Origin of the sequence: Microcoleus sp. MON2_D5 (genome assembly GCF_036701905.1) — a bacterium.
GTDB lineage: Bacteria > Cyanobacteriota > Cyanobacteriia > Cyanobacteriales > Microcoleaceae > Microcoleus.
Genome location: NZ_JAUBRM010000104.1, coordinates 1 through 18,942, shown reverse-complemented (window position 1 = coordinate 18,942; position 18,942 = coordinate 1). Strand labels below are relative to the sequence as shown.

The window sequence follows — 18,942 nt, the reverse complement described above, 5'->3', positions numbered from 1 at the left end:
ATAATTCGGCTTTAATTATTGCACCGGATGATATCTGGGCTCTCACCAACAAAGGGATTGCACTGCAAAGTCTGAGTAAATTGCAAGCAAAGCTAAGTGAATTTGAGGCGGCAAAACAGTCTTACTTTGAGGCGATCGCAGCCTATAATTCGGCTTTAATTATTGCACCGGATGATATCTGGGCTCTCACCAACAAAGGGATTGCACTGCAAAGTCTGAGTGAATTGCAAGCAGGGCTAAGTGAATTTGAGGCGGCAAAACAGTCTTATTTTGAGGCGCTCGCAGCCTATAATTCTGCTTTATTTATTGTACCGGATGATATCAATGCTCTTAAAAGCAAAGGGAATTTGCTGCAAAGTCTGGGTGAGTTGCAGGGACGGCTAAATGAGTTTGAGGCAGCAAAACAGTCTTACTCAGAGGCGATCGCTGCCTTTAATTCTGCTTTAATTATTGCACCGGATGATTCTATAATGCTCAACACCAAAGGGATTGCGCTGCAAAGTCTGAGTGAATTGCAAGCAGGGCTAAGTGAATTTGAGGCAGCCAAACAGTCTTACTCAGAGGCGATCGCAGCCTTTAATTCTGCTTTAATTATTGCACCGGATGATTCTAGGCTGCTCCACAACAAAGGGAATGCGCTGCGAACTCTGGGTAAGTTGCAAGCAAAGCTAAGTGAATTTGAGGCAGCCAAACAGTCTTACTCAGATGCGCTCGCTGCCTATAATTCTGTTTTACATATTGCACCGGATGATTATTATGCTCTCAAAAACAAAGGGATTGCGCTGCTAAAACTGGGTGAATTGCAAGCAAAGCTAAGTAAATTTGAGGCAGCAGAACAGTCTTACTTTGATGCGATCGCAGCCTATAATTCTGCTTTAATTATTGCACCAGATGATAATTATGCTCTCAACAACAAAGGGTATGCGCTGCAAAGTCTGGGTGATTTGCAAGCGCAGCTAAGTGAATTTGAGGGGGCAAAACAGTCTTACTTTGATGCGATCGCTACCTATAATTCTGCTTTACTTATTGCACCAGATGATTATTTAATTCTCTCCATCAAAGGGTATGCGCTGCAAAGTCTGGGTGATTTGCAAGCAGAGCTAAGTGAATTTGAGGGGGCAAAACAATCTTACTTTGATGCGATCGCTGCCTTTAATTCTGCTTTAATTATTGCGCCGGATGAGATCTATGCTCTCAACAACAAAGGGATTGCGCTGCAAAGTCTGGGTAATTTGCAAGAAAAATTAGTTGATAGACAGGAAGCACTAAAAAATTGGCAAGAAGCACTGGAAATGTTTAATCGATATTTAGCCATTGCTCCTAACAATGATTGGGTTCGCAATATGCGCGATTTGCTGCAAGAATATCTCGATAATTTGGGTGAGGATACCGTCAGCAGTTAGCTCGATCGAAATGAGTAAAGACGCGGCATTAAAAAGGAGGACGTGTCAAGTTAACTTAAACCGAAAGGCCGCCAGGGAATGAATTCCACGGGGCTTTTAGCAAAAGCCCTCGGTCGAGGACTGAAGAATTCATTAGTCCTCATAGCGAGGACTTTAGCATTGAGGCAGGGGTTTCAACCCCTGCCGGACTCAGGGCTGAGCGTTAAAGGCCCGCCCTCGAATTTAGCTATTTAACCTTGCAGCTTACCGCCCAGATTGTCTCGGCGGTGTACCATCAGCCCGCTTCCGACGGATCAGCACGCTCATCACCTGCTTCGGATTAGCGGCACGCTGTACGGGGCTCCAATCGCCCACTTCTGCAAATCCCAGCCGGTACAAAGTGAGTATGGTTTCCCGGACACCTTTGGGCGAACCGACAACCGTTAACAGCACCACTTCCTGTTCGCATACTGCTGCTGAGTCGTCATTTGGGCGCTCAGATTTGTTGTCGTCAGGCACGAATTCCTGTGACATAATATGTTCTCCTGGTTTTGGGTTTTCTAGAAAAACCCAAAAACCCAGCCGCCCCGCATTTCAACACATAGCAGGGCGGCTACAGAGGATGTTAAGATACTCCGTTAGCCTCCAGACTGCTAGTCCCAGTTTGGCGGTTATGCTGTCCATTGCTGTTAGCGCAGCTTTGGGCAGTGCAACTAGATTTTTGGGCGACGCGGGCTGCCTCCTCTACAAGCAAGCAACCTCTCACTTCAAAGCCTAGCCGCAGATGGGGGCCGCCGTCAATCGATTTTGGATTTTAGATTTTGAATCTTAGATTGTGGATTTACTCGTTACCAGCGTCAGCGGCTGGAAACCAGTTAGTTGGGCCGAAATGCTAAATTAAAAGTAATGTTGCTTTAGTACAACCATGTCCAAACGACTCACCATTGCCCAAGCACAGCAGCAGCTTCCAAACCTACCCCAAGAACTTATCAATGAGCCTATCATCATCACTCAAGATGGCGTTCCCGTTATGGCTGCAATGAGCTACACGCATTTGACTGAACTGTTAGAAACCTTAGATATTCTCACCGATACAGAATTCGTTACCAAATTGCGCCAAAGCATCACCCAAGCCCGCCAAGGCGAAACTATTTCCTGGGAAAATGCCAAAGCAAAATTGGGACTATGAATCACGAAGAAAATGCGATCGAATATGAGATCCAGCTTACGCCACTGGCACTGGAAATGTTGGAGGCAGTCAAAGATCGACGAGAACAGGAAAAATTGCGCGATCGCATCGATTAACTAAAATTTGAACCACAAAAGCAAGGCAAAGCCCTTGTAGATAACCTATCAGGATTTCGCAGCATCCGAGCTGTTGGACAGCGCTATCGTATAGTTTATCAAGTCGAACAAGATAGAGTTCTAGTTGTTGTCGTGGGACTAGGGAGACGTAAAGATGGTGACAAAAAAGACATTTACACCATCTTAGAAAAACTGTTAGATCCGTGATTGTAACTTCTTATATCCGGCGTATTTAAGCCGACTAAATAGTATTTGTACGGACACAACACTGTTGTGTCCTTTGCCTGCGGTAATCTCACTCCTCGCTAACAGCCAAACCAGAAACCACAGGGGCGATCGCATTTAACTTCAAAACAGGATGTTCCCCTTCCACCTGCCGGCAATTCCACTCATTTCTAAACAGCAAAACCGGCCTTCCCCAAGTATCTTTCACCGTCACCGTATTAAACAGCCGCCCAACTTTTTCCAGCGCCTCCCAACCGCCGTCAACCCAGCGAGCTACACTGTAAGGCAACATATCGATCGTCGTTTCCACATTATATTCCGACTGCATTCTGAACTGCACAACTTCAAATTGCAACTGTCCCACAGCAGCCAAAATAGGCTCGCGTTTGGACTCATCAACCGAATACATAATTTGCACTGCACCTTCTTCCTGCAACTCCGAAACGCCTTTGCGGAACTGCTTAAACTTAGAAGGATTGGGATTTCTCAAAAAAGCAAAAAGTTCAGGAGAAAAACAGGGAATCCCTTCATATTCCAGTTTTTGGCCTGTGTAAATAGTATCGCCGATCGCAAATACTCCCGGATTGTTCAAACCGATCACATCGCCGGGATACGCAACCTCGATCGACTCCCGATCCTGAGCAAATAACTTTTGAGGCCTTGACAAACGCACCGTTTTACCACTGCGAGCGTGAGTCACGTTCATGTCCTTTTCAAATTTGCCCGTACAAACCCGAATAAACGCCACCCGATCGCGGTGTCTCGGGTCCATATTCGCTTGCAATTTGAACACAAACCCGGTAAAATCTTCATAAGTTGGCGGCAAGTCTCCGGCGGTGCTCTTGCGGGCGATCGGCTTCATCGCGTAATCTAAAAACGCATCTAAAAACAGTTCGACCCCAAAATTGCTCATGGCGCTGCCAAAGAAAACAGGCGTCATTTTTCCAGCCCGAACGGAGTCTAAATCCAGTTCAGTTCCTAACTCATCCAGCAGTTCTAACTCTTCTTTGAGCTGATAGTAAAGGTCTTGTTCCAACAAATCTTCAATGCGCGGGTCGCCCAATTCGATGACAGTATCAACAGCAGCGCGAGAACCGTGTTGAGTCCGCTCGAATAAGTGAATTTTGCGCCCTCTGCGATCGAAAACACCTTTAAAGCGATCGCCCGTACCTATCGGCCAATTTACCGGATAAGTCTGCAACCCCAATTCCTTCTCAATTTCGTCCAACAAATCCAAAGGATCTCTGCTAGGGCGATCGAGCTTATTAAAGAAAGTAAAAATAGGCAAACTTCGCAGCTTACAAACTTCAAATAACTTCCGAGTTTGCGGTTCCAAACCCTTAGCAGCATCCTCCAGCATCACCGCATTGTCAGCCGCCGCCAGAGTGCGATAAGTATCTTCACTAAAATCTTGGTGTCCCGGAGTATCGAGCAGATTAATGTGATAATTTTGATACTCAAACTGCAAAACAGTAGAAGTAATAGAAATTCCCCGCTGCTGTTCCATCGCCATCCAGTCAGATGTAGCGTGTCGCTGAGCCCGCCGCGCTTTCACAGAACCTGCTTCGTGAATTGCACCTCCGTACAGCAGCAGCTTTTCTGTCAAAGTAGTTTTACCCGCGTCAGGGTGCGAGATAATAGCAAAGTTGCGCCGGCGCTCAACAGCAGTTAGCAGTTCAGTTTCGAGTTCAGTGGTCATTACAAATTAGGTAGGGGAATCATCACCCGATCGCCATTATAGCCTGTGCTACAGTTGCTATTAAAGGTAAAATTATCACTAAAGTCAAGGAACAAAAATAATATGTACGACTCGGACAAGCGAAAGCTGCTATCACTGGTGTGCCACGGGGCGATTTTTTTCAGCACGTTACTGTTCTCGATCGGAGCGCCGATCGCTGTATTGTTAGTATCAGATGACCCCGTTGTCAAAGAAAATGCCACAGAAGCGATCAATTTTCACCTTAATGTATGGCTTTACAGCATCGTGATTGTGGTGTTAAGTGTCGTCACTTTCGGTCTTGCTGGCATTATCCTAGTGCCCCTAGGTTATCTGCTGCACTGGGGACTGACAATAATGGCTATCCTCCACGTTTTGCAAGATCCTAACCAACCTTACCGCTACCCTTTTATTTTCCGCATAGTTTAGACAGCAAATCGCGCTTCACCATCGATTTCAACAACCCGATTTCTTTAAGAAGAAAGCGGGTTTTTAATTGTTTTATAACCCACATTCGTTACCCCCAACTTACCAATACACTGCTTAAGTGACAAAGAGGGTTGATTATACCCTTTATCAGAAAGATGAGGTACTGTAGGGCATAGGGCATAGGGCATAGGGCATAGGGCACTTTTTTGAGAACCGCTGTATCGGAGACAAGATTTAGTAACAAAAATTAAAATTTTGTCTAACTAAGCATCATTCAGTTGGGGATTCATGAAAATTGAACTAACATCATGAGATCAATCTTCTTAATCCATAAAGCTTCAAAAATTCGAGCAAAATAAACTATTAATTCTAGCTGTTAAGCTAATCCGCCTTTAAATTGTAGGGTCAAATAAACTTTTACTATTGTGTGGTTGCCAGGAAAGCCCGCCTTCAACACACAATTTAAATGCACAACAGCTTATCTTCGGCATTAAAAATGGTGCAACATCTCTGTTTAAACTTACATCTTGCACCATTGTCAAGAACAGGCATCTTGCCTGTTCCACAATAAAATTCATCTCTTGTGGAACAGGCAAGATGCCTGTTCCTAAACAAGTAATTGAAAATGGTGCAACATCTCAGTTTAAATGAATGTGGGTAGCTTGGTAAGTGATGCCGAACCCTCATCTGCCTAAAGTCGCAATGGTGTCTTCCCCCTATTGCAGGGCTGTTGCTGAGGCTAAGTTGATCTTCGGTTGATGCCGCTTCCCAAACTATGCTACCGCCTTTGGGTTATTTCGCAGAGTTAGGGGTGAGGTTCGATCGCTCGGAACCATCGTTTTTGCTTTAGCTGTGCTATTTTTGCATCTGGCGATCGTTTTAGGCAAATGTTCCACCAATTCTATCTCCACCAGGAGTCTTAAAACTTAATACAATATTTTTCCAATAAAAATCCCGCTCTTGTGGAACGGGAAAGCCATCAGGGTGCATCTATATATATGTCAGTATAACTCATAGGGGGTATAACCCCTCGTAGCTTTATCGAATCTTTACAATCACAAAATTTTTGTAAAGATTGAGGTTTTTATTTGACTGAGCAGCCGTTTTATGAAATTAAAATGGAAAATGCTGACATTTATAAAATCAAGTGAGTTTTTTCTGAATAATCAAAACTTTAAGCTCCTTTACCATGCTTCGGCCAATGGTGGAGCAAATACCATAAGATGGCTACATTTGTGATAAATACCGCTACCTTAAGTACCGTGACCCCCTGAACTAATTCATATATTTTAGGGGGTATACTGATGCTTACCAGCACTAAAACTAAGATTGTTGCCCAGTCTTTTTCGTACCACAAACCAACGGCTTCAACAGCAGTTAAAGTTGCATAAAGTGCTGCGGCAAGTCCGCCAAAAAATAATTTGTGAGGGTTGAGACTTAGAAGTTTTTCTCAGATAAATTCAATATTTTTTAGTTTAGTTTCTAACAAATAAGATTGCGAATTTTTTTCTAAGACTTGATGATTTTTTAATGTAAAAAGCAAAGCAATCGAAGTTACTGCCAAGAGGGAAGCCACAAATGTTTTGTAAAGGACAATTGCGATTAAAGCAGGAGCGTGATGTTTATTCACCTTAATTCTCGAAATATCAATAATGTGCGATCGCCTGGTTAGGCTGTTTGGGATTGAAAACTAAAAATTTAGTAGAGTGCGTCAGCAATTAGCTAATCAATTATATAAAAAATAACGCGCTGCTGACCCACCTTACTAAGTTTGAGGATAACGTTGTGCTAAGAAAGAGATCGCAGCAGCCCGATCGCCCAAATCGCCATCCAACCTCGCCGCCAACAAATCATCCAACATTCGTTTAAACCCAGGCCCCGGCTTATAACCCAAAGCCTTCAAATCGTTGCCATTCAAAGGCGGCTCAACATTCGCCCATTTCGTGAGATATTCCCAGATTTGGCGGCGTGCACTTCGCGGACTTTGTAGGGAGATAGCAATTAACACCGGCCACTCATAATTCCTCAACAGCAGCACCAATTGACTCGGCAACTCGCACTTAGGCAAATTCTCTGCTAACTGGTTCTTTCCGGCTTCCAACACTTCCAACCGCTTAATGCTGTCAGCAGGTAACTGAAGATTTGCAGCCACCTTGCCGCGATATTCCGGTGCTAAATAAGCTATCAAAACTTCCAGCCGCATCTGCCAATCGGGAATATTGATAATGGGGAATGGGGAATTGGGCATCGGGGATTGGGCATCGGGAATTGGGAATTGGGAATTGGGGATAGTTTGTTCCTTCTTCCCTCTTCCTTCTTCCTTTTCCCCTCTTCCCTTCTCCTTCTTCCTTCTATCCTTTACATCCGTTAAATCCGTTACAGAATCCGTTGCCGAACTTCCTTCTTCCTTCTTCCTTCTTCCTTCTTCCTTCTTCCTTCTTCCATTCAAACACCGATCGAGCAAACGCAGTTGCCGCCACAACTCCCGATCCAACTCCAAACTAGGATGAATGCAGCGCAAAGCCTGCAAATCTCCCAGCATTTGCAAAGCAACTTTCCAGTAAGGAGCTTGCAAAATGTATTTCAATTCGCTTTTGAGCCGAGTTTCCAAAGCCGGAGCTCGGCCGTTTTCCCCCTGAATTCGGTAATAAATCCCGCTGGCCAAAGCGTTGCGGATGTATCCTTCCGTCTGCGGCTCAATTTCAAATCCCAACCGCACCGCAAACCGCACAGCGCGATAAATTCGCGTCGGATCTTCGATAAAACTATTGGCGTGCAAAACTCGAATTTGCTTCGATTCCAAGTCCAGCAAACCGCAAAAAAAATCTAACAATTCGCCACTGCGAGGAACACCCAACCGCACAGCCAGCGCATTAATTGTAAAATCTCTGCGGTACAAATCTTGGCGAATTGAACTCGCTTCAACTTCAGGATTTGCAGCCGGATAAGGGTAAAATTCAGTGCGAGCCGTAGCGATATCCACCCACAGCGAGCCGAAAGCAGAGTCTTTGGGCCACAAAAGCGCGGCGGTTTGAAATTGACCGTGAACGTCCAAACGCGATTCGGGGTAAAGTTTTTGCAGCGAGGAAGCTAACTCGACACCAGCACCGGAATCGTCGGAACCGCACTTTCCATCCACAACCAAATCAATATCTGTTAGCGCCAATGTATCATCCGTGGCTAAGAGTAAATCCCGGACTGCTCCACCCACAATATAAAGTTGCCAGCCGCGATTTTGGGCAATATTGGCGGCGATCGACAATAATTGCCATAATTCGGGACTGATGCGCGATCGCAACAACTGCTCAACCGATTCGGGTACGGCACAATAAGAGAATTCTGCATTACTTCCCCTGTCTCGCGCTTTTTGCTGGTGCAATTCCCGCAACACGTCAGTCCGGGTAACAATTCCCACCAGTTGACCGTTTTCCAATACTGGCAAGCGCCCGATATCGTATGTCACCATTAAAGATTCAATTTCCGGCAGCAAGGTATCTGGGGCGATCGTTTTTAGCTGCGGAGTCATGTAACCCTTCACCGGGGCGTGACTGAAACCGTGGTGCAGCGCAATGTCAATGTCGCGGCGCGAGATAATGCCGGCGAGTCGATCGCCCGCATCGACCACAGAAAGCCCCGAATGTCCGTAACGTAGGAGGATACGGTGAGCTTCCCCTACCGATGTTTCCGGGCGAATACTCCGCACTGGAGACGACATTAATTCGCGGGCTGTCGGAGGGTGGGGAATTTGAGTTTTGAGTTCCTCAGCTAACTGATTTAAAGTCAGCAGGGGGTCAACATCGCGGGTGGCGAGGGAAGCGGCGCGGGCGTGGCCTCCGCCGCCGAGGGGTTTGAACAATTCGCTGAGGTTTGTTCCTTCGATGCGCGATCGACCGATAATAGTTAATCGATTGGAAACTGGCGATTCGGGAGCTATGTTGCGGTTGTTTTCGTTTTCGCCAAATTTATAAACATTACCTAAAAGCAGAGCATCGGTTTCAGTTAAATCCAGCAAGCGAGAAGCCAGTGAAGAAAGCCCCGGAACGTAAGCTTCAGTAGATAGCAGCACCCAGGCTACGCTGTAACCGTGCAAAGTTTGCGATCGCAAATTATTCAGCGCTTCTCTGAGCAAATCTTGCAATTGAGGAGACAAACCGGGTTCTACATATTCAGCGATTACCCCCAAACTCGCTCCCTGTTCCATCAACCAGGCCAAAGCTATTGCATCTCGCGCAGTTGCGCCCTCAAAGGTGAGGGAACCTGTATCGACGTGGATGCCGAGGGCCATTACTGTCGCTTCCGAAGGCAGAAGGCGGAATGGTGTGTCGCTGTTTTCTGCTTGATTTTTGAGCTTTTCGACAATTAATGTCGTGCTGGCTCCGACTGCTTCGATCTGCGTAACAGTAGCGGGAATGTCTAAATCGGCCTGTAGGTGATGGTCGAAAACAGCAATTTCGCTCACTTGTGGCAAATCCAGCCACTCGGCGGCTTTTCCCAAACGATCGCGCTGGGAGGCATCAACTATAGTAATCGATCGAATTTGTTGCGGATTGACCGATCGGCGCTCAATCAGTGGGTACTCGTCGCGGTGTAGCGCCAAAAAATCCCGCACTGTCGGATGACACCCGCCCGTCAATACGATCCTGCTACCGGGGCGCAGCACGCAAAGTCCCACCGCCGCCCCCAAGGCGTCAAAATCTGCTGTTGTGTGGCACAAAACTAAGTCCATAGCCGAAAATCCCGCATCTCTAACTCAAACAGTAGCAATTTCTCGCCCTCGGAAACCGGATGTGTCGATCGGGCTTTAACTTAACCTTTCCAGTTTTCTGTCGTGTAGCGAACAATGATAAAATTGATCGAAATCTCAAGAGCCGCTGACGCCTGTTCGCGCAACGCCCGAATTTGCACGGGTTCTTTCGTATCAATCAACCGACAATCTCTCGATCGACGATCGGGAAACTGTCAAAAACTAGAATTTGGAAGATTTTTTTCGGTTCTGGGAAACTATTTCGGATCAACGCACGGTTATATCGAAAGGAGAAAAGATGTTATCAATTCTGTTTCAAGTGGTTTTACTGGGTCTGGTACTGCTGTCTTTTGTGATGGTCGTTGGCGTGCCAGTTGCTTATGCCTCTCCCCAAAACTGGAATCAGTCTAAATCCCTGATTTATGTCGGATCGGCTCTCTGGTTTTTGCTGGTTATTGCAGTGGGTGTATTGAACTTTTTAGTCGTTTAATTTCACCCAACTCTATCGAATAAAGAAGGTAAAAGATAGAAGGATGAAGGCATTCACCAGCGATTGAAAGGCATTCGGCAGAAGCTAGGAATTTTCCAGACCGCGCGATCCTGTATGTTTTTGCACTTAAGATTCAGATGAGATGCTGCTGCTTTCTGACTTTTGCCTTCTCACAAACAAAAATCTAAAATCTAAAACCTAAAATCTAAACTAGAACACTATGACTGTTTTCGAGGGAACTTTTACTCACACCGAATCTTTGCGGTTTGCTATTGTCATCGGTCGTTTTAACGATTTGGTGGTTAACAAACTTTTGGAGGGATGTCAAGATTGTTTGAAACGCCACGGGGTTGATGTTAATCCTCATGGCTCTCAGGTGGACTTTTTTTGGGTTCCGGGAAGTTTTGAGATTCCTTTGGTGGCGCGCCAAGCTGCTCTTTCTCACCGCTACGATGCGGTAATTTGTCTGGGTGCGGTAATTCGCGGCCAAACTCCTCATTTCGATTTTGTGGCTGGTGAGGTTGCTAAGGGAATTGCTGCTGCTGCTTTTCAGACAGGGGTGCCGGTGATTTTTGGGGTGGTGACGACTGACACGATGCAGCAAGCTTTGGAAAGGGCTGGAATTAAAAGCAATTTGGGCTGGAATTATGCGATGAGTGCTTTGGAAATGGGCACTTTGATGCGCCAAGTTAAGGGTTTGGGAACACACTCTTACGATCATCGATTAACTACTGGGTCTGCTTCTCAAGTGCTTTCGGGTGATGCAAATCTGGCGATCGCCCCGGATGTATCGTCGGATCAAATCCCCTCGTAAGTTGGGCTAGCAGTATTTTTTAGCTAAAAAGCATCAAGATTTGCATCTGGAAAAATCTTAATACTCTTGTGGGGTGGTGATTATGCCCGCCCCCAAGGTAAAAGTTCCACTGGTCGTAGCCGATGGACAAATTAGACCATTACCTTGCCAATTGGCAATGAGTGTGATATCATAAAATGTTCTTAGAAATAGCGCAACACTAACTATTACTGCATGGCAACGAAGCCAACGATCGCATTTACTCACCTCGGCTGCGAAAAAAATCGCATCGATACCGAACACATGATTGGCTTGCTGGCTCAAGCGGGCTATCAAGTGGATTCTAATGAAGAATTAGCTGATTATGTTGTAGTCAATACTTGTAGTTTTATCCAAGCTGCGCGAGAAGAGTCAGTCCGCACCTTGGTAGAATTGGCAGAAGCTAATAAAAAAGTAGTCATCACCGGCTGCATGGCACAGCATTTTCAGCAGGAATTGCTGGACGAATTGCCCGAAGCAGTCGCAATTGTCGGCACTGGGGACTATCACAAAATAGTCAATGTTATGCAGCAGGTGGAAAAGGGCGATCGAGTTTCCCTCGTCTCCTCAGAACCTACTTACATCGCTGACGAAACTACTCCCCGCTACCGCACCACATCGGAAGGTGTCGCTTATCTGCGAATAGCAGAAGGCTGCGACTACCGCTGTGCATTTTGCATTATCCCGCACTTGCGCGGAAATCAACGATCGCGGACGATCGAATCTATCGTCGCCGAAGCTAAGCAATTGGCATCGGAAGGGGTAAAGGAAATTATATTAATTTCTCAAATTACCACCAACTACGGCAAAGATATTTATGGCGAACCGAAACTAGCCGAACTGCTTCGGGCTTTGGGTGAAGTAGATGTACCTTGGATTCGGATGCACTACGCCTATCCTACAGGTTTGACTCCCCAAGTTGTCGAGGCAATCCGCGAAACGCCCAACGTTTTGCCGTATTTGGATTTACCCCTGCAACACTCGCACCCGGAAATTCTGCGGGCGATGAATCGACCTTTTCAAGCCGGGATCAATGATGCTATAGTCGATCGGCTCAAAGCAGCACTTCCCGGCGCTGTGATGCGGACAACTTTTATTGTTGGCTTCCCCGGCGAAACCGACGAACACGCAGCACACTTGCTGGAATTTGTCAAGCGCCATGAATTCGATCACGTAGGAGTTTTTGTATTTTCGCCAGAAGAAGGAACCCCAGCCTTCAGCTTGCCCCAGCAAATACCTGCAGAAATAATGGAAATGCGGCGAAATTCGGTAATGGCGGCACAACAACCTATATCATTGAAGAAGAATCAAGAGTCTGTCGGTCAGGTAGTTGATGTCCTGATAGAACAAGAACAACCAGAGACAGGCGAGTTGATTGGTAGATCCGCTCGGTTTTCCCCAGAAGTAGATGGACTCGTCTATGTCACAGGAGAAGCGCGGCTGGGTTCAATCGTATCTGTGAAAATTACTGGTGCAGATGTCTACGACCTCTACGGTCAAGTGTAAGTATTGCTGGAACTGTCGCGATCGGCGGTGCGGCGAACAAAAACCGGACACGAGCCAAAAATGATTAGCGGATTGTGCAACAAAAGTAACGGTTAGTACACAATTGTGCAAAGATATGTAGCAAAGGGGTTCTAAACTTTTTTAGCCCCTATCTGGCAATCGACCCTCCCCGTCGGGGTGCGGTAATCTCTACAGAACATCGGAAAATTTTAACGAATTTAATGTTTTGTTTCTGAATGTAAAGAGTTATGATGATAACAAGCCAGAAATAAGCGGGGATAATTTGAGATTGCTTCGCCGTCCGCCCTACACCACAACGGTATCCCGAAAGAGTGTTGAGATGGATAGGCGGTAACGGTCGCCCCATCCCCCGCTCAATCCCGCAGGCGACGGATTGCGGGATAGCGCCTGAACCAAACAACCTGTTACTACTATGTAGTGAAGTGGGGCTGGTCATGATCCTCACTATAAAATGCCTGAGAGGGAAAGCTTGCAAGTACCTCAAAGGAAGTCCAATGTCCTGTTTTAAGAATGTTGGAAGCCTATAACCCGACCCCTGGCGGTTGGTATCGGTGATGTCACAAAATCAAAGACGGCTGTCGAATTGGTAAATTTAGTCACCATCGACGGAGCTGCCCTATACTCGATTGCTATTTAAGAAGGTGCGCGCAGGCGCAGCACCATAAAGAACTCTTATGAGTTCCTGCCCTAGAGCAGAAATCCGCATCCGAGTTGGGCAACTTAGAAGGCTAAGACTCGTTATTAGGAGCATTAATGAATTTATTGTTTGAAGGCTTAGGTCTTTCGGAAGAACTCGTTCTCCATCTGGAAACACTAGGCTTTACAGAACCTACTCCCATCCAAGTACAAGCAATTCCGCACTTGCTAGCAGGTCGCGACGTTGTGGGTCAAGCCCAAACAGGGACAGGCAAAACGGCAGCATTCTCGTTGCCCATCTTGGAGCGGATTGATTTAGATGTAACTGCGGTGCAAGCACTGGTGCTGACGCCGACTCGCGAATTGGCGATGCAAGTAACTGAAGCCATCCGTGATTTGAGCGGCATCAGCAGCGACGGCCCTGTAAAAGTGGGTCGCTCTCTGCAAGTTCTGACAGTGTACGGCGGTCAATCGATCGATCGTCAAATGCAGCGTTTGAAGCGCGGCGTGCACGTCGTTGTCGGTACACCCGGACGCATATTGGATATGCTCAGCCGTGGCAGCCTGAAACTAGACAAGGTAAAGTGGCTGGTTTTGGATGAAGCTGACGAAATGCTGAGCATGGGCTTTATCCAAGATGTGGAAAAAATCTTGGATGCTGCACCAAAAGAACGTCAAACGGCATTTTTCTCGGCGACGATGGAAGCTTCCATTCGGAAACTGGTGGCGCGGCATTTGCGTAACCCAGTCAACGTCACCGTAGAACAGCCAAAAGCAACGCCAAAGCGCATCAGCCAAGGCGTGTACATGATTCCCCGTGGCTGGTCGAAGGCAAGAGCCCTACAGCCAATTTTAGAAATGGAAGACCCGGAATCTGCACTGATTTTTGTGCGGACTCGGCAGTCGGCGGCAGAACTCACCAGCCAACTGCAAGCAGCCGGTCACAGCGTTGATGAGTATCACGGTAATTTGAATCAGGCACAACGGGAACGTTTGTTGCATCGATTCCGCCAATGTCAGGTGCGCTGGGTAGTGGCGACTGATATTGCGGCGCGGGGTTTGGACGTGGATCACTTGACTCACGTGATTAACTACGATTTGCCCGACAGTGTGGAAAGCTACGTTCACCGGATCGGACGCACAGGCCGGGCTGGTCGCGAAGGAACGGCAATTACGCTTATTCAACCGGTCGATCGCCGCAAACTGCGTTTGATTGAACGCCACGTTCGATCGAGCTTGACGGTGCGAAACATTCCGACACGGGCGCAAATTGAAGCTCGTCAGTTGGAAAAGATGCAGGGTAAAGTTCGCGAAGCTTTGGCTGGCGAACGGATGGCATCTTTCTTGCCTCTGGTGTCTCAGTTATCCGAGGAGTACGACTCCCACGCGATCGCCGCTGCTGCTTTGCAAATGGCTTTCGATCAAAGCCGTCCTGCTTGGATGGGCGCGGATTACGCTCAACAAGAAGATCCCCCGATTGGTGGAGAAAACAGCGTCAAGCCAATCTTGATCAAAAAGCGGGCTAAGACTGGTGCACCGAGTAATTCTGTACCAGCGCCGACTTTTTCTGGAGCACCGAGTGCTCCTGTTCCCCAGAACAGCTAATTGGTAGGGTGCACAATGTGCACCTTATTTAGAATTTTTGTAGAGATGCGATCGCTCGCACCTCTACTTTTTTTTATAGGTGTGAACCCAAATCCGAGATCGGCGGTTGAAACCGCGAACAAACTTTCGTCCACTCCTAGCGGACTGACAATTGGATAAGTAAAGATGCCAGTTAGCGATAGGAAAATTTCTGTAACTAATTCTACGCTGAGTACGTTAATTGAAGAATTGGGTACTGAGTGCCAAAATGTTATTACTTTAATCCATCAGCTTCAGTTACCTGATTTGAGCGATCGACAAAAAGCTGAAATTCTAGCAGAGTTCCTTCCTCTCTGCAATCCATCTCAACGTTCACTGCGGAGAGGACTTTCAGACGCTAGTTGCTGAGGAAATGACAACATTGTCGGATGAGGATGAAGAGGATTAAGGAGACGCGGGCGATCGCACATCAGGAAAAAGCCCTCCAGTCAACTCACAGAAAGGCTAAAAATCCTAATAAATAAGGAATAAAGTCCTTACTACAAACTTGTGAACCGGGACTTTTGCACTGTTGTTTAATATTTCAGTTTAGCTGCGTGCTCACAATAATTTTTTGTACGCGATCGCCCTTAGTTTCCAAAATCAAATTAGAAGCCTTTTGGTCATTGCTGTAAGTCAACCGAGTCACTCCACCCTGCACTGATTGCGACCCGTAACCGTAAGTTTTAACGACTTTTTGGCTGTTATCTCCTAGCTTCACACCATCAATTGTCAGAAACTTGGGATTGGTAGTAGAAACTAAATAAACTTTGCCATCCCATGCTGCTACCGTCAATCCTGAGTAGGTTAGCGTGCGAATCTTGCCGCCGATGCCAGGCCCAGCAGGTTTAGTTTCGTCGCGCTGCGGTTTTCCCAACTTGCGTTTTGCCTCTTCTACAGCCATCCCCAACCGAACGCCGCCAATCCCCAGGCGCGAATAGTTCAGCGCCGCCGGCTTTTGTGTCGCACTGAGCATTCTTTCTAGAGTCGCAACAGTGTGATTCATAGCAGGAACAGGACGAACTAAAGCAGCAAATCCTAAGCTCGAAATGGCGAGATTCATCATGATGCCAGCGACGGCTGTGGTCACAAACATTTTTACCATTTTTTTTATAGCTTTATTTGGCAATTTATTCGCGCGATCGCCCGCTAGATCCGGATTGATACTAATAGGACTTATACAAACACTCCTGGACGCACGGCGATGCTCTGAAACCGAATTTTTTTACCAAAACTACACAAAGAAACTCGGTTTTTACCATAAATCTTAGGTTTAACAGCGAGGTATTCAGGAAGAAACCGGGTTTCTAGCGCAACCTAGGTAAGTCCTGACTAATATTTTTTAAGTTTTGAAAACCGCCAATTTCGGGCGAACCGAATTTGCTCCCGCACAAGCTTGCGTCCGCCTGCGAGGACTGAAAGAAAGAATAAAGAGGTAAATCAACGGAAATTGCTGTGATATCCTAACAAAAGCCATATCTGCATAAAATAAGTAATTTAGATGACCGCAACAGATTCTACTAAGCACCAAAAATCCAAGGCCCTCAAACCGGGTAGCCGCCGCCCCGCTAAAGAACTTTGCAGCGAGTGCGGTTTGTGCGATACATATTACATCCATTATGTCAAGGAATCTTGTGCTTTCTTAACACAGCACATCGCGGAATTAGAAGAAGAGATTCACGGACGATCGCGCAATCTCGACAATCCCGACGACTGGTATTTCGGAGTCAGTCAAAACATGATGGCGGCTCGGAAAAAAGAGCCTATTGAGGGTGCTCAGTGGACGGGAATCGTCAGCACAATTGCGATTGAAATGCTCGAAAAAGGAATTGTAGAAGGCGTTGTTTGCGTCCAAAATACTAAAGAAGACCGCTTTCAACCGATGCCGATTATTGCTAGAAATCGCGAAGAAATTTTGGCAGCAAAAGTCAACAAACCCACTCTCTCTCCAAATCTTTCAGTATTAGAACAAATCGAACAATCTGGGATGAAGCGGGTGTTAGTAATTGGCGTCGGCTGTCAAATTCAAGCCTTGCGAACAGTCGAGAAAAAACTCGGTTTAGAAAAGCTCTACGTTTTGGGAACTCCCTGCGTGGATAATGTCAGCCGTGCAGGCTTGCAGAAATTCCTAGACACGACTAGCCGCTCTCCTGAAACGGTGGTTTCTTATGAGTTTATGCAAGACTTTAACGTTCACTTCAAACACGAAGATGGTTCGGAAGAAAAAGTGCCGTTTTTTGGCTTGAATACTAAGGAGTTGAAAGATGTTTTTGCTCCTTCTTGTTTGAGCTGTTTTGATTATGTGAATTCTTTAGCTGATTTAGTTGTGGGCTATATGGGCGCACCTTTTGGTTGGCAGTGGATTGTAGTGCGAAATGACACCGGGCAAGAGATGTTAGACTTGGTAACGGATCAGTTAAATACTCAGCCGGTGATGTCTCAGGGAAACAGAAAAGAGGCGGTTCAGCAAAGCATTCCGGCTTATGAAAAAGGAGTGACTTTGCCGATGTGGGCGGCGAAGTTAATGGGAGTGTTTATTGAGAGAATTGGGCCGAAGGGTTTGGAATATGCTCGGTTTTCGATTGATTCTCATTTCACTCGCAATTATCTGTACGTGAAGCGCAATTACCCGGAGAAATTAGAGGCTCATGTGCCGGAATATGCTAAGCGGATTGTGGGGCAGTATAAGTTACCAGATGTGTAAACTTGTAGGGTGCGTCAGTCAGGAGTTGTTTGATTATTGAAAAAATAACGCTAACTGATGCACCCTGCTACTCAAGGATAGCAAAAGATAGAAAACAAATGCTATTGGGAAAAATTGAATTATGGAATCGCAGAACGTTACCTAGACTGGCTATCCTTTGTACGATCTTAATTAGTCTGATTAGTGGGATATGGTTGAGTATGATTGCAATGCCAGGGAAAAGCTACAGCGGGACAATTCCCCCTTTAACAGCACAGGAAATCTCGCTCCGAGATGCTTTACAGCGCGATGTGGAAAAGCTCTCTGGTGAAATCGGAGAGCGCAACTTTATACACTATCAAAAACTTGGAGAAGCCGCTGACTTTCTCGAAGCATCTTTTCAAGCTGCTGGCTATAAAGTTGAACCACAAGGATATAAAATTGATGATAAATTTTATTATAACATAGAAGTGGAGATTCCAGGGGGGAAAAATGCAGATGAAATAGTTGTAATTGGGGCCCATTATGATTCTGTGGTGGGGAGTCCAGGGGCAAATGATAACGCAACTGGGGCGGCGGGAGTGCTGGCTTTAGCGAGAATGTTTGCAGGTAAAAAGCCGGAAAAAACTGTGCGTTTTGTTGAGTTTGTGAATGAGGAACCGCCTTTTTTCTGGACTGCTGATATGGGGAGTTTGGTTTATGCGAAAAGATGCAGAGAGCGTAATGAAAAAATTGTTTCGATGCTCAGTTTAGAAACAATTGGTTATTACTCAGATGCCAAAAACAGTCAGAAATATCCAGCACCATTAAACCTTTTTTATCCTACCTCGGGGAATTTTATCGGATTTATTGGCAATACATCCTCAAGTAAACTGGTTAGAGAGGCGATCGCATCTTTCCGCCGCCATGCTGAATTTCCCTCGGAAGGTGCAGCAATTCCAGGTGGCATTCCTGGTGTGGGTTGGTCTGATCAATGGTCTTTTTGGCAACATGGTTATCCAGGGCTGATGGTGACAGATACTGCTCCCTATCGCTATCCTTACTATCACACGGCGCAAGATACACCCGATAAGGTTGACTGGGAACGGACGGCGAAGGTGATAGCTGGATTGGAGAAAGTTGTGGCAGATTTGGTGGGAGTTGATATTAATTAGTTGTGTAGGGTGCCAGCGGGGAAATATCATCGCTCGGCATAGAATATCAGGCAAAATGACGCACCTATAAAGTAAGGATTCAGGTCAGGGGGTATTGACAAAGAGGATACAGGAGGGAGATTATTATAATTATGAAAAAAGAGCAGCCTCTCAAACTAGACAGTGAAATATTGAACCAGTTGGCTCCCTCGCAAC

14 protein-coding genes and 1 pseudogene are annotated in these 18,942 nt (G+C 46.3%); 10 read left to right on the top strand and 5 right to left on the bottom strand.

Going from position 1 to position 18,942, the window contains the following annotated elements:
* Positions 1-1,403 (top strand): tetratricopeptide repeat protein (locus QUA47_RS26500; RefSeq protein ID WP_333432951.1); only part of this gene is annotated, 1,403 nt, incomplete at its 5' end.
* A 243-nt stretch (positions 1,404-1,646) separates the two neighbouring features.
* Here QUA47_RS26500 and QUA47_RS26495 read toward each other — a convergent pair.
* The gene (locus QUA47_RS26495; protein WP_242725078.1) at positions 1,647-1,916 is read right to left on the bottom strand and encodes a hypothetical protein; all 270 of its coding nucleotides are present in this window, start codon (positions 1,914-1,916) and stop codon (positions 1,647-1,649) included.
* A gap of 391 nt (positions 1,917-2,307) precedes the next feature.
* Here QUA47_RS26495 and QUA47_RS26490 point away from each other — a divergent pair, with 391 nt between their 5' ends.
* Positions 2,308-2,571 (top strand): prevent-host-death protein, encoded by a 264-nt coding sequence (locus QUA47_RS26490; RefSeq protein WP_333202989.1) that lies wholly within the window; start codon positions 2,308-2,310, stop codon positions 2,569-2,571.
* Between the two features lie 411 nt (positions 2,572-2,982).
* Here QUA47_RS26490 and prfC read toward each other — a convergent pair whose 3' ends face one another.
* On the bottom strand, positions 2,983-4,611 hold the full coding sequence (gene prfC, locus QUA47_RS26485) for a peptide chain release factor 3 (protein ID WP_333432950.1): 1,629 nt from the start codon (positions 4,609-4,611) through the stop codon (positions 2,983-2,985).
* Between the two features lie 102 nt (positions 4,612-4,713).
* On the opposite strand from prfC, the gene QUA47_RS26480 reads away from it, so the two are divergent.
* On the top strand, positions 4,714-5,058 hold the full coding sequence (locus tag QUA47_RS26480; protein ID WP_333289998.1) for a DUF4870 domain-containing protein: 345 nt from the start codon (positions 4,714-4,716) through the stop codon (positions 5,056-5,058).
* A gap of 1,174 nt (positions 5,059-6,232) precedes the next feature.
* On the opposite strand, the pseudogene QUA47_RS26475 reads toward QUA47_RS26480, so the two are convergent.
* Both QUA47_RS26475 and QUA47_RS26470 read right to left on the bottom strand, forming a co-directional pair.
* A pseudogene (locus QUA47_RS26475) lies at positions 6,233-6,493 on the bottom strand (DUF2127 domain-containing protein); the annotation flags it as partial.
* Positions 6,494-6,823: 330 nt separating this feature from the next.
* Positions 6,824-9,784, bottom strand: a complete 2,961-nt coding sequence (locus tag QUA47_RS26470) for a CBS domain-containing protein (RefSeq protein WP_333432949.1) — start codon at positions 9,782-9,784, stop codon at positions 6,824-6,826.
* A 316-nt stretch (positions 9,785-10,100) separates the two neighbouring features.
* On the opposite strand from QUA47_RS26470, the gene psbZ reads away from it, so the two are divergent.
* The 5 genes from psbZ to QUA47_RS26445 all read left to right on the top strand — a co-directional run bounded on the left by psbZ (position 10,101) and on the right by QUA47_RS26445 (position 15,279).
* Complete coding sequence (psbZ, locus tag QUA47_RS26465) at positions 10,101-10,292, top strand: photosystem II reaction center protein PsbZ (RefSeq protein ID WP_006633598.1); 192 nt, start codon at positions 10,101-10,103, stop codon at positions 10,290-10,292.
* A 220-nt stretch (positions 10,293-10,512) separates the two neighbouring features.
* On the top strand, positions 10,513-11,106 hold the full coding sequence (gene ribH, locus QUA47_RS26460) for a 6,7-dimethyl-8-ribityllumazine synthase (protein WP_333290396.1): 594 nt from the start codon (positions 10,513-10,515) through the stop codon (positions 11,104-11,106).
* Positions 11,107-11,319: 213 nt separating this feature from the next.
* A complete protein-coding gene (gene rimO, locus QUA47_RS26455; protein ID WP_006633596.1) occupies positions 11,320-12,630 on the top strand; it encodes a 30S ribosomal protein S12 methylthiotransferase RimO in 1,311 nt (436 codons plus the stop codon).
* A 774-nt stretch (positions 12,631-13,404) separates the two neighbouring features.
* On the top strand, positions 13,405-14,892 hold the full coding sequence (locus tag QUA47_RS26450) for a DEAD/DEAH box helicase (protein WP_333220459.1): 1,488 nt from the start codon (positions 13,405-13,407) through the stop codon (positions 14,890-14,892).
* A gap of 165 nt (positions 14,893-15,057) precedes the next feature.
* Complete coding sequence (locus tag QUA47_RS26445) at positions 15,058-15,279, top strand: hypothetical protein (RefSeq protein ID WP_333432948.1); 222 nt, start codon at positions 15,058-15,060, stop codon at positions 15,277-15,279.
* Positions 15,280-15,454: 175 nt separating this feature from the next.
* Here the strand turns inward: QUA47_RS26445 and QUA47_RS26440 are convergent, their stop codons facing one another.
* On the bottom strand, positions 15,455-16,000 hold the full coding sequence (locus tag QUA47_RS26440; protein WP_333432947.1) for a hypothetical protein: 546 nt from the start codon (positions 15,998-16,000) through the stop codon (positions 15,455-15,457).
* Between the two features lie 411 nt (positions 16,001-16,411).
* On the opposite strand from QUA47_RS26440, the gene QUA47_RS26435 reads away from it, so the two are divergent.
* Both QUA47_RS26435 and QUA47_RS26430 read left to right on the top strand, forming a co-directional pair.
* Entirely contained in the window at positions 16,412-17,614 is a 1,203-nt protein-coding gene (locus QUA47_RS26435) for a Coenzyme F420 hydrogenase/dehydrogenase, beta subunit C-terminal domain (RefSeq protein WP_333432946.1), read from the top strand.
* Positions 17,615-17,712: 98 nt separating this feature from the next.
* Positions 17,713-18,747, top strand: coding sequence for a M28 family peptidase (locus QUA47_RS26430; RefSeq protein WP_333432945.1), 1,035 nt, complete (start codon positions 17,713-17,715; stop codon positions 18,745-18,747).
* Positions 18,748-18,942 lie beyond the last annotated feature (195 nt).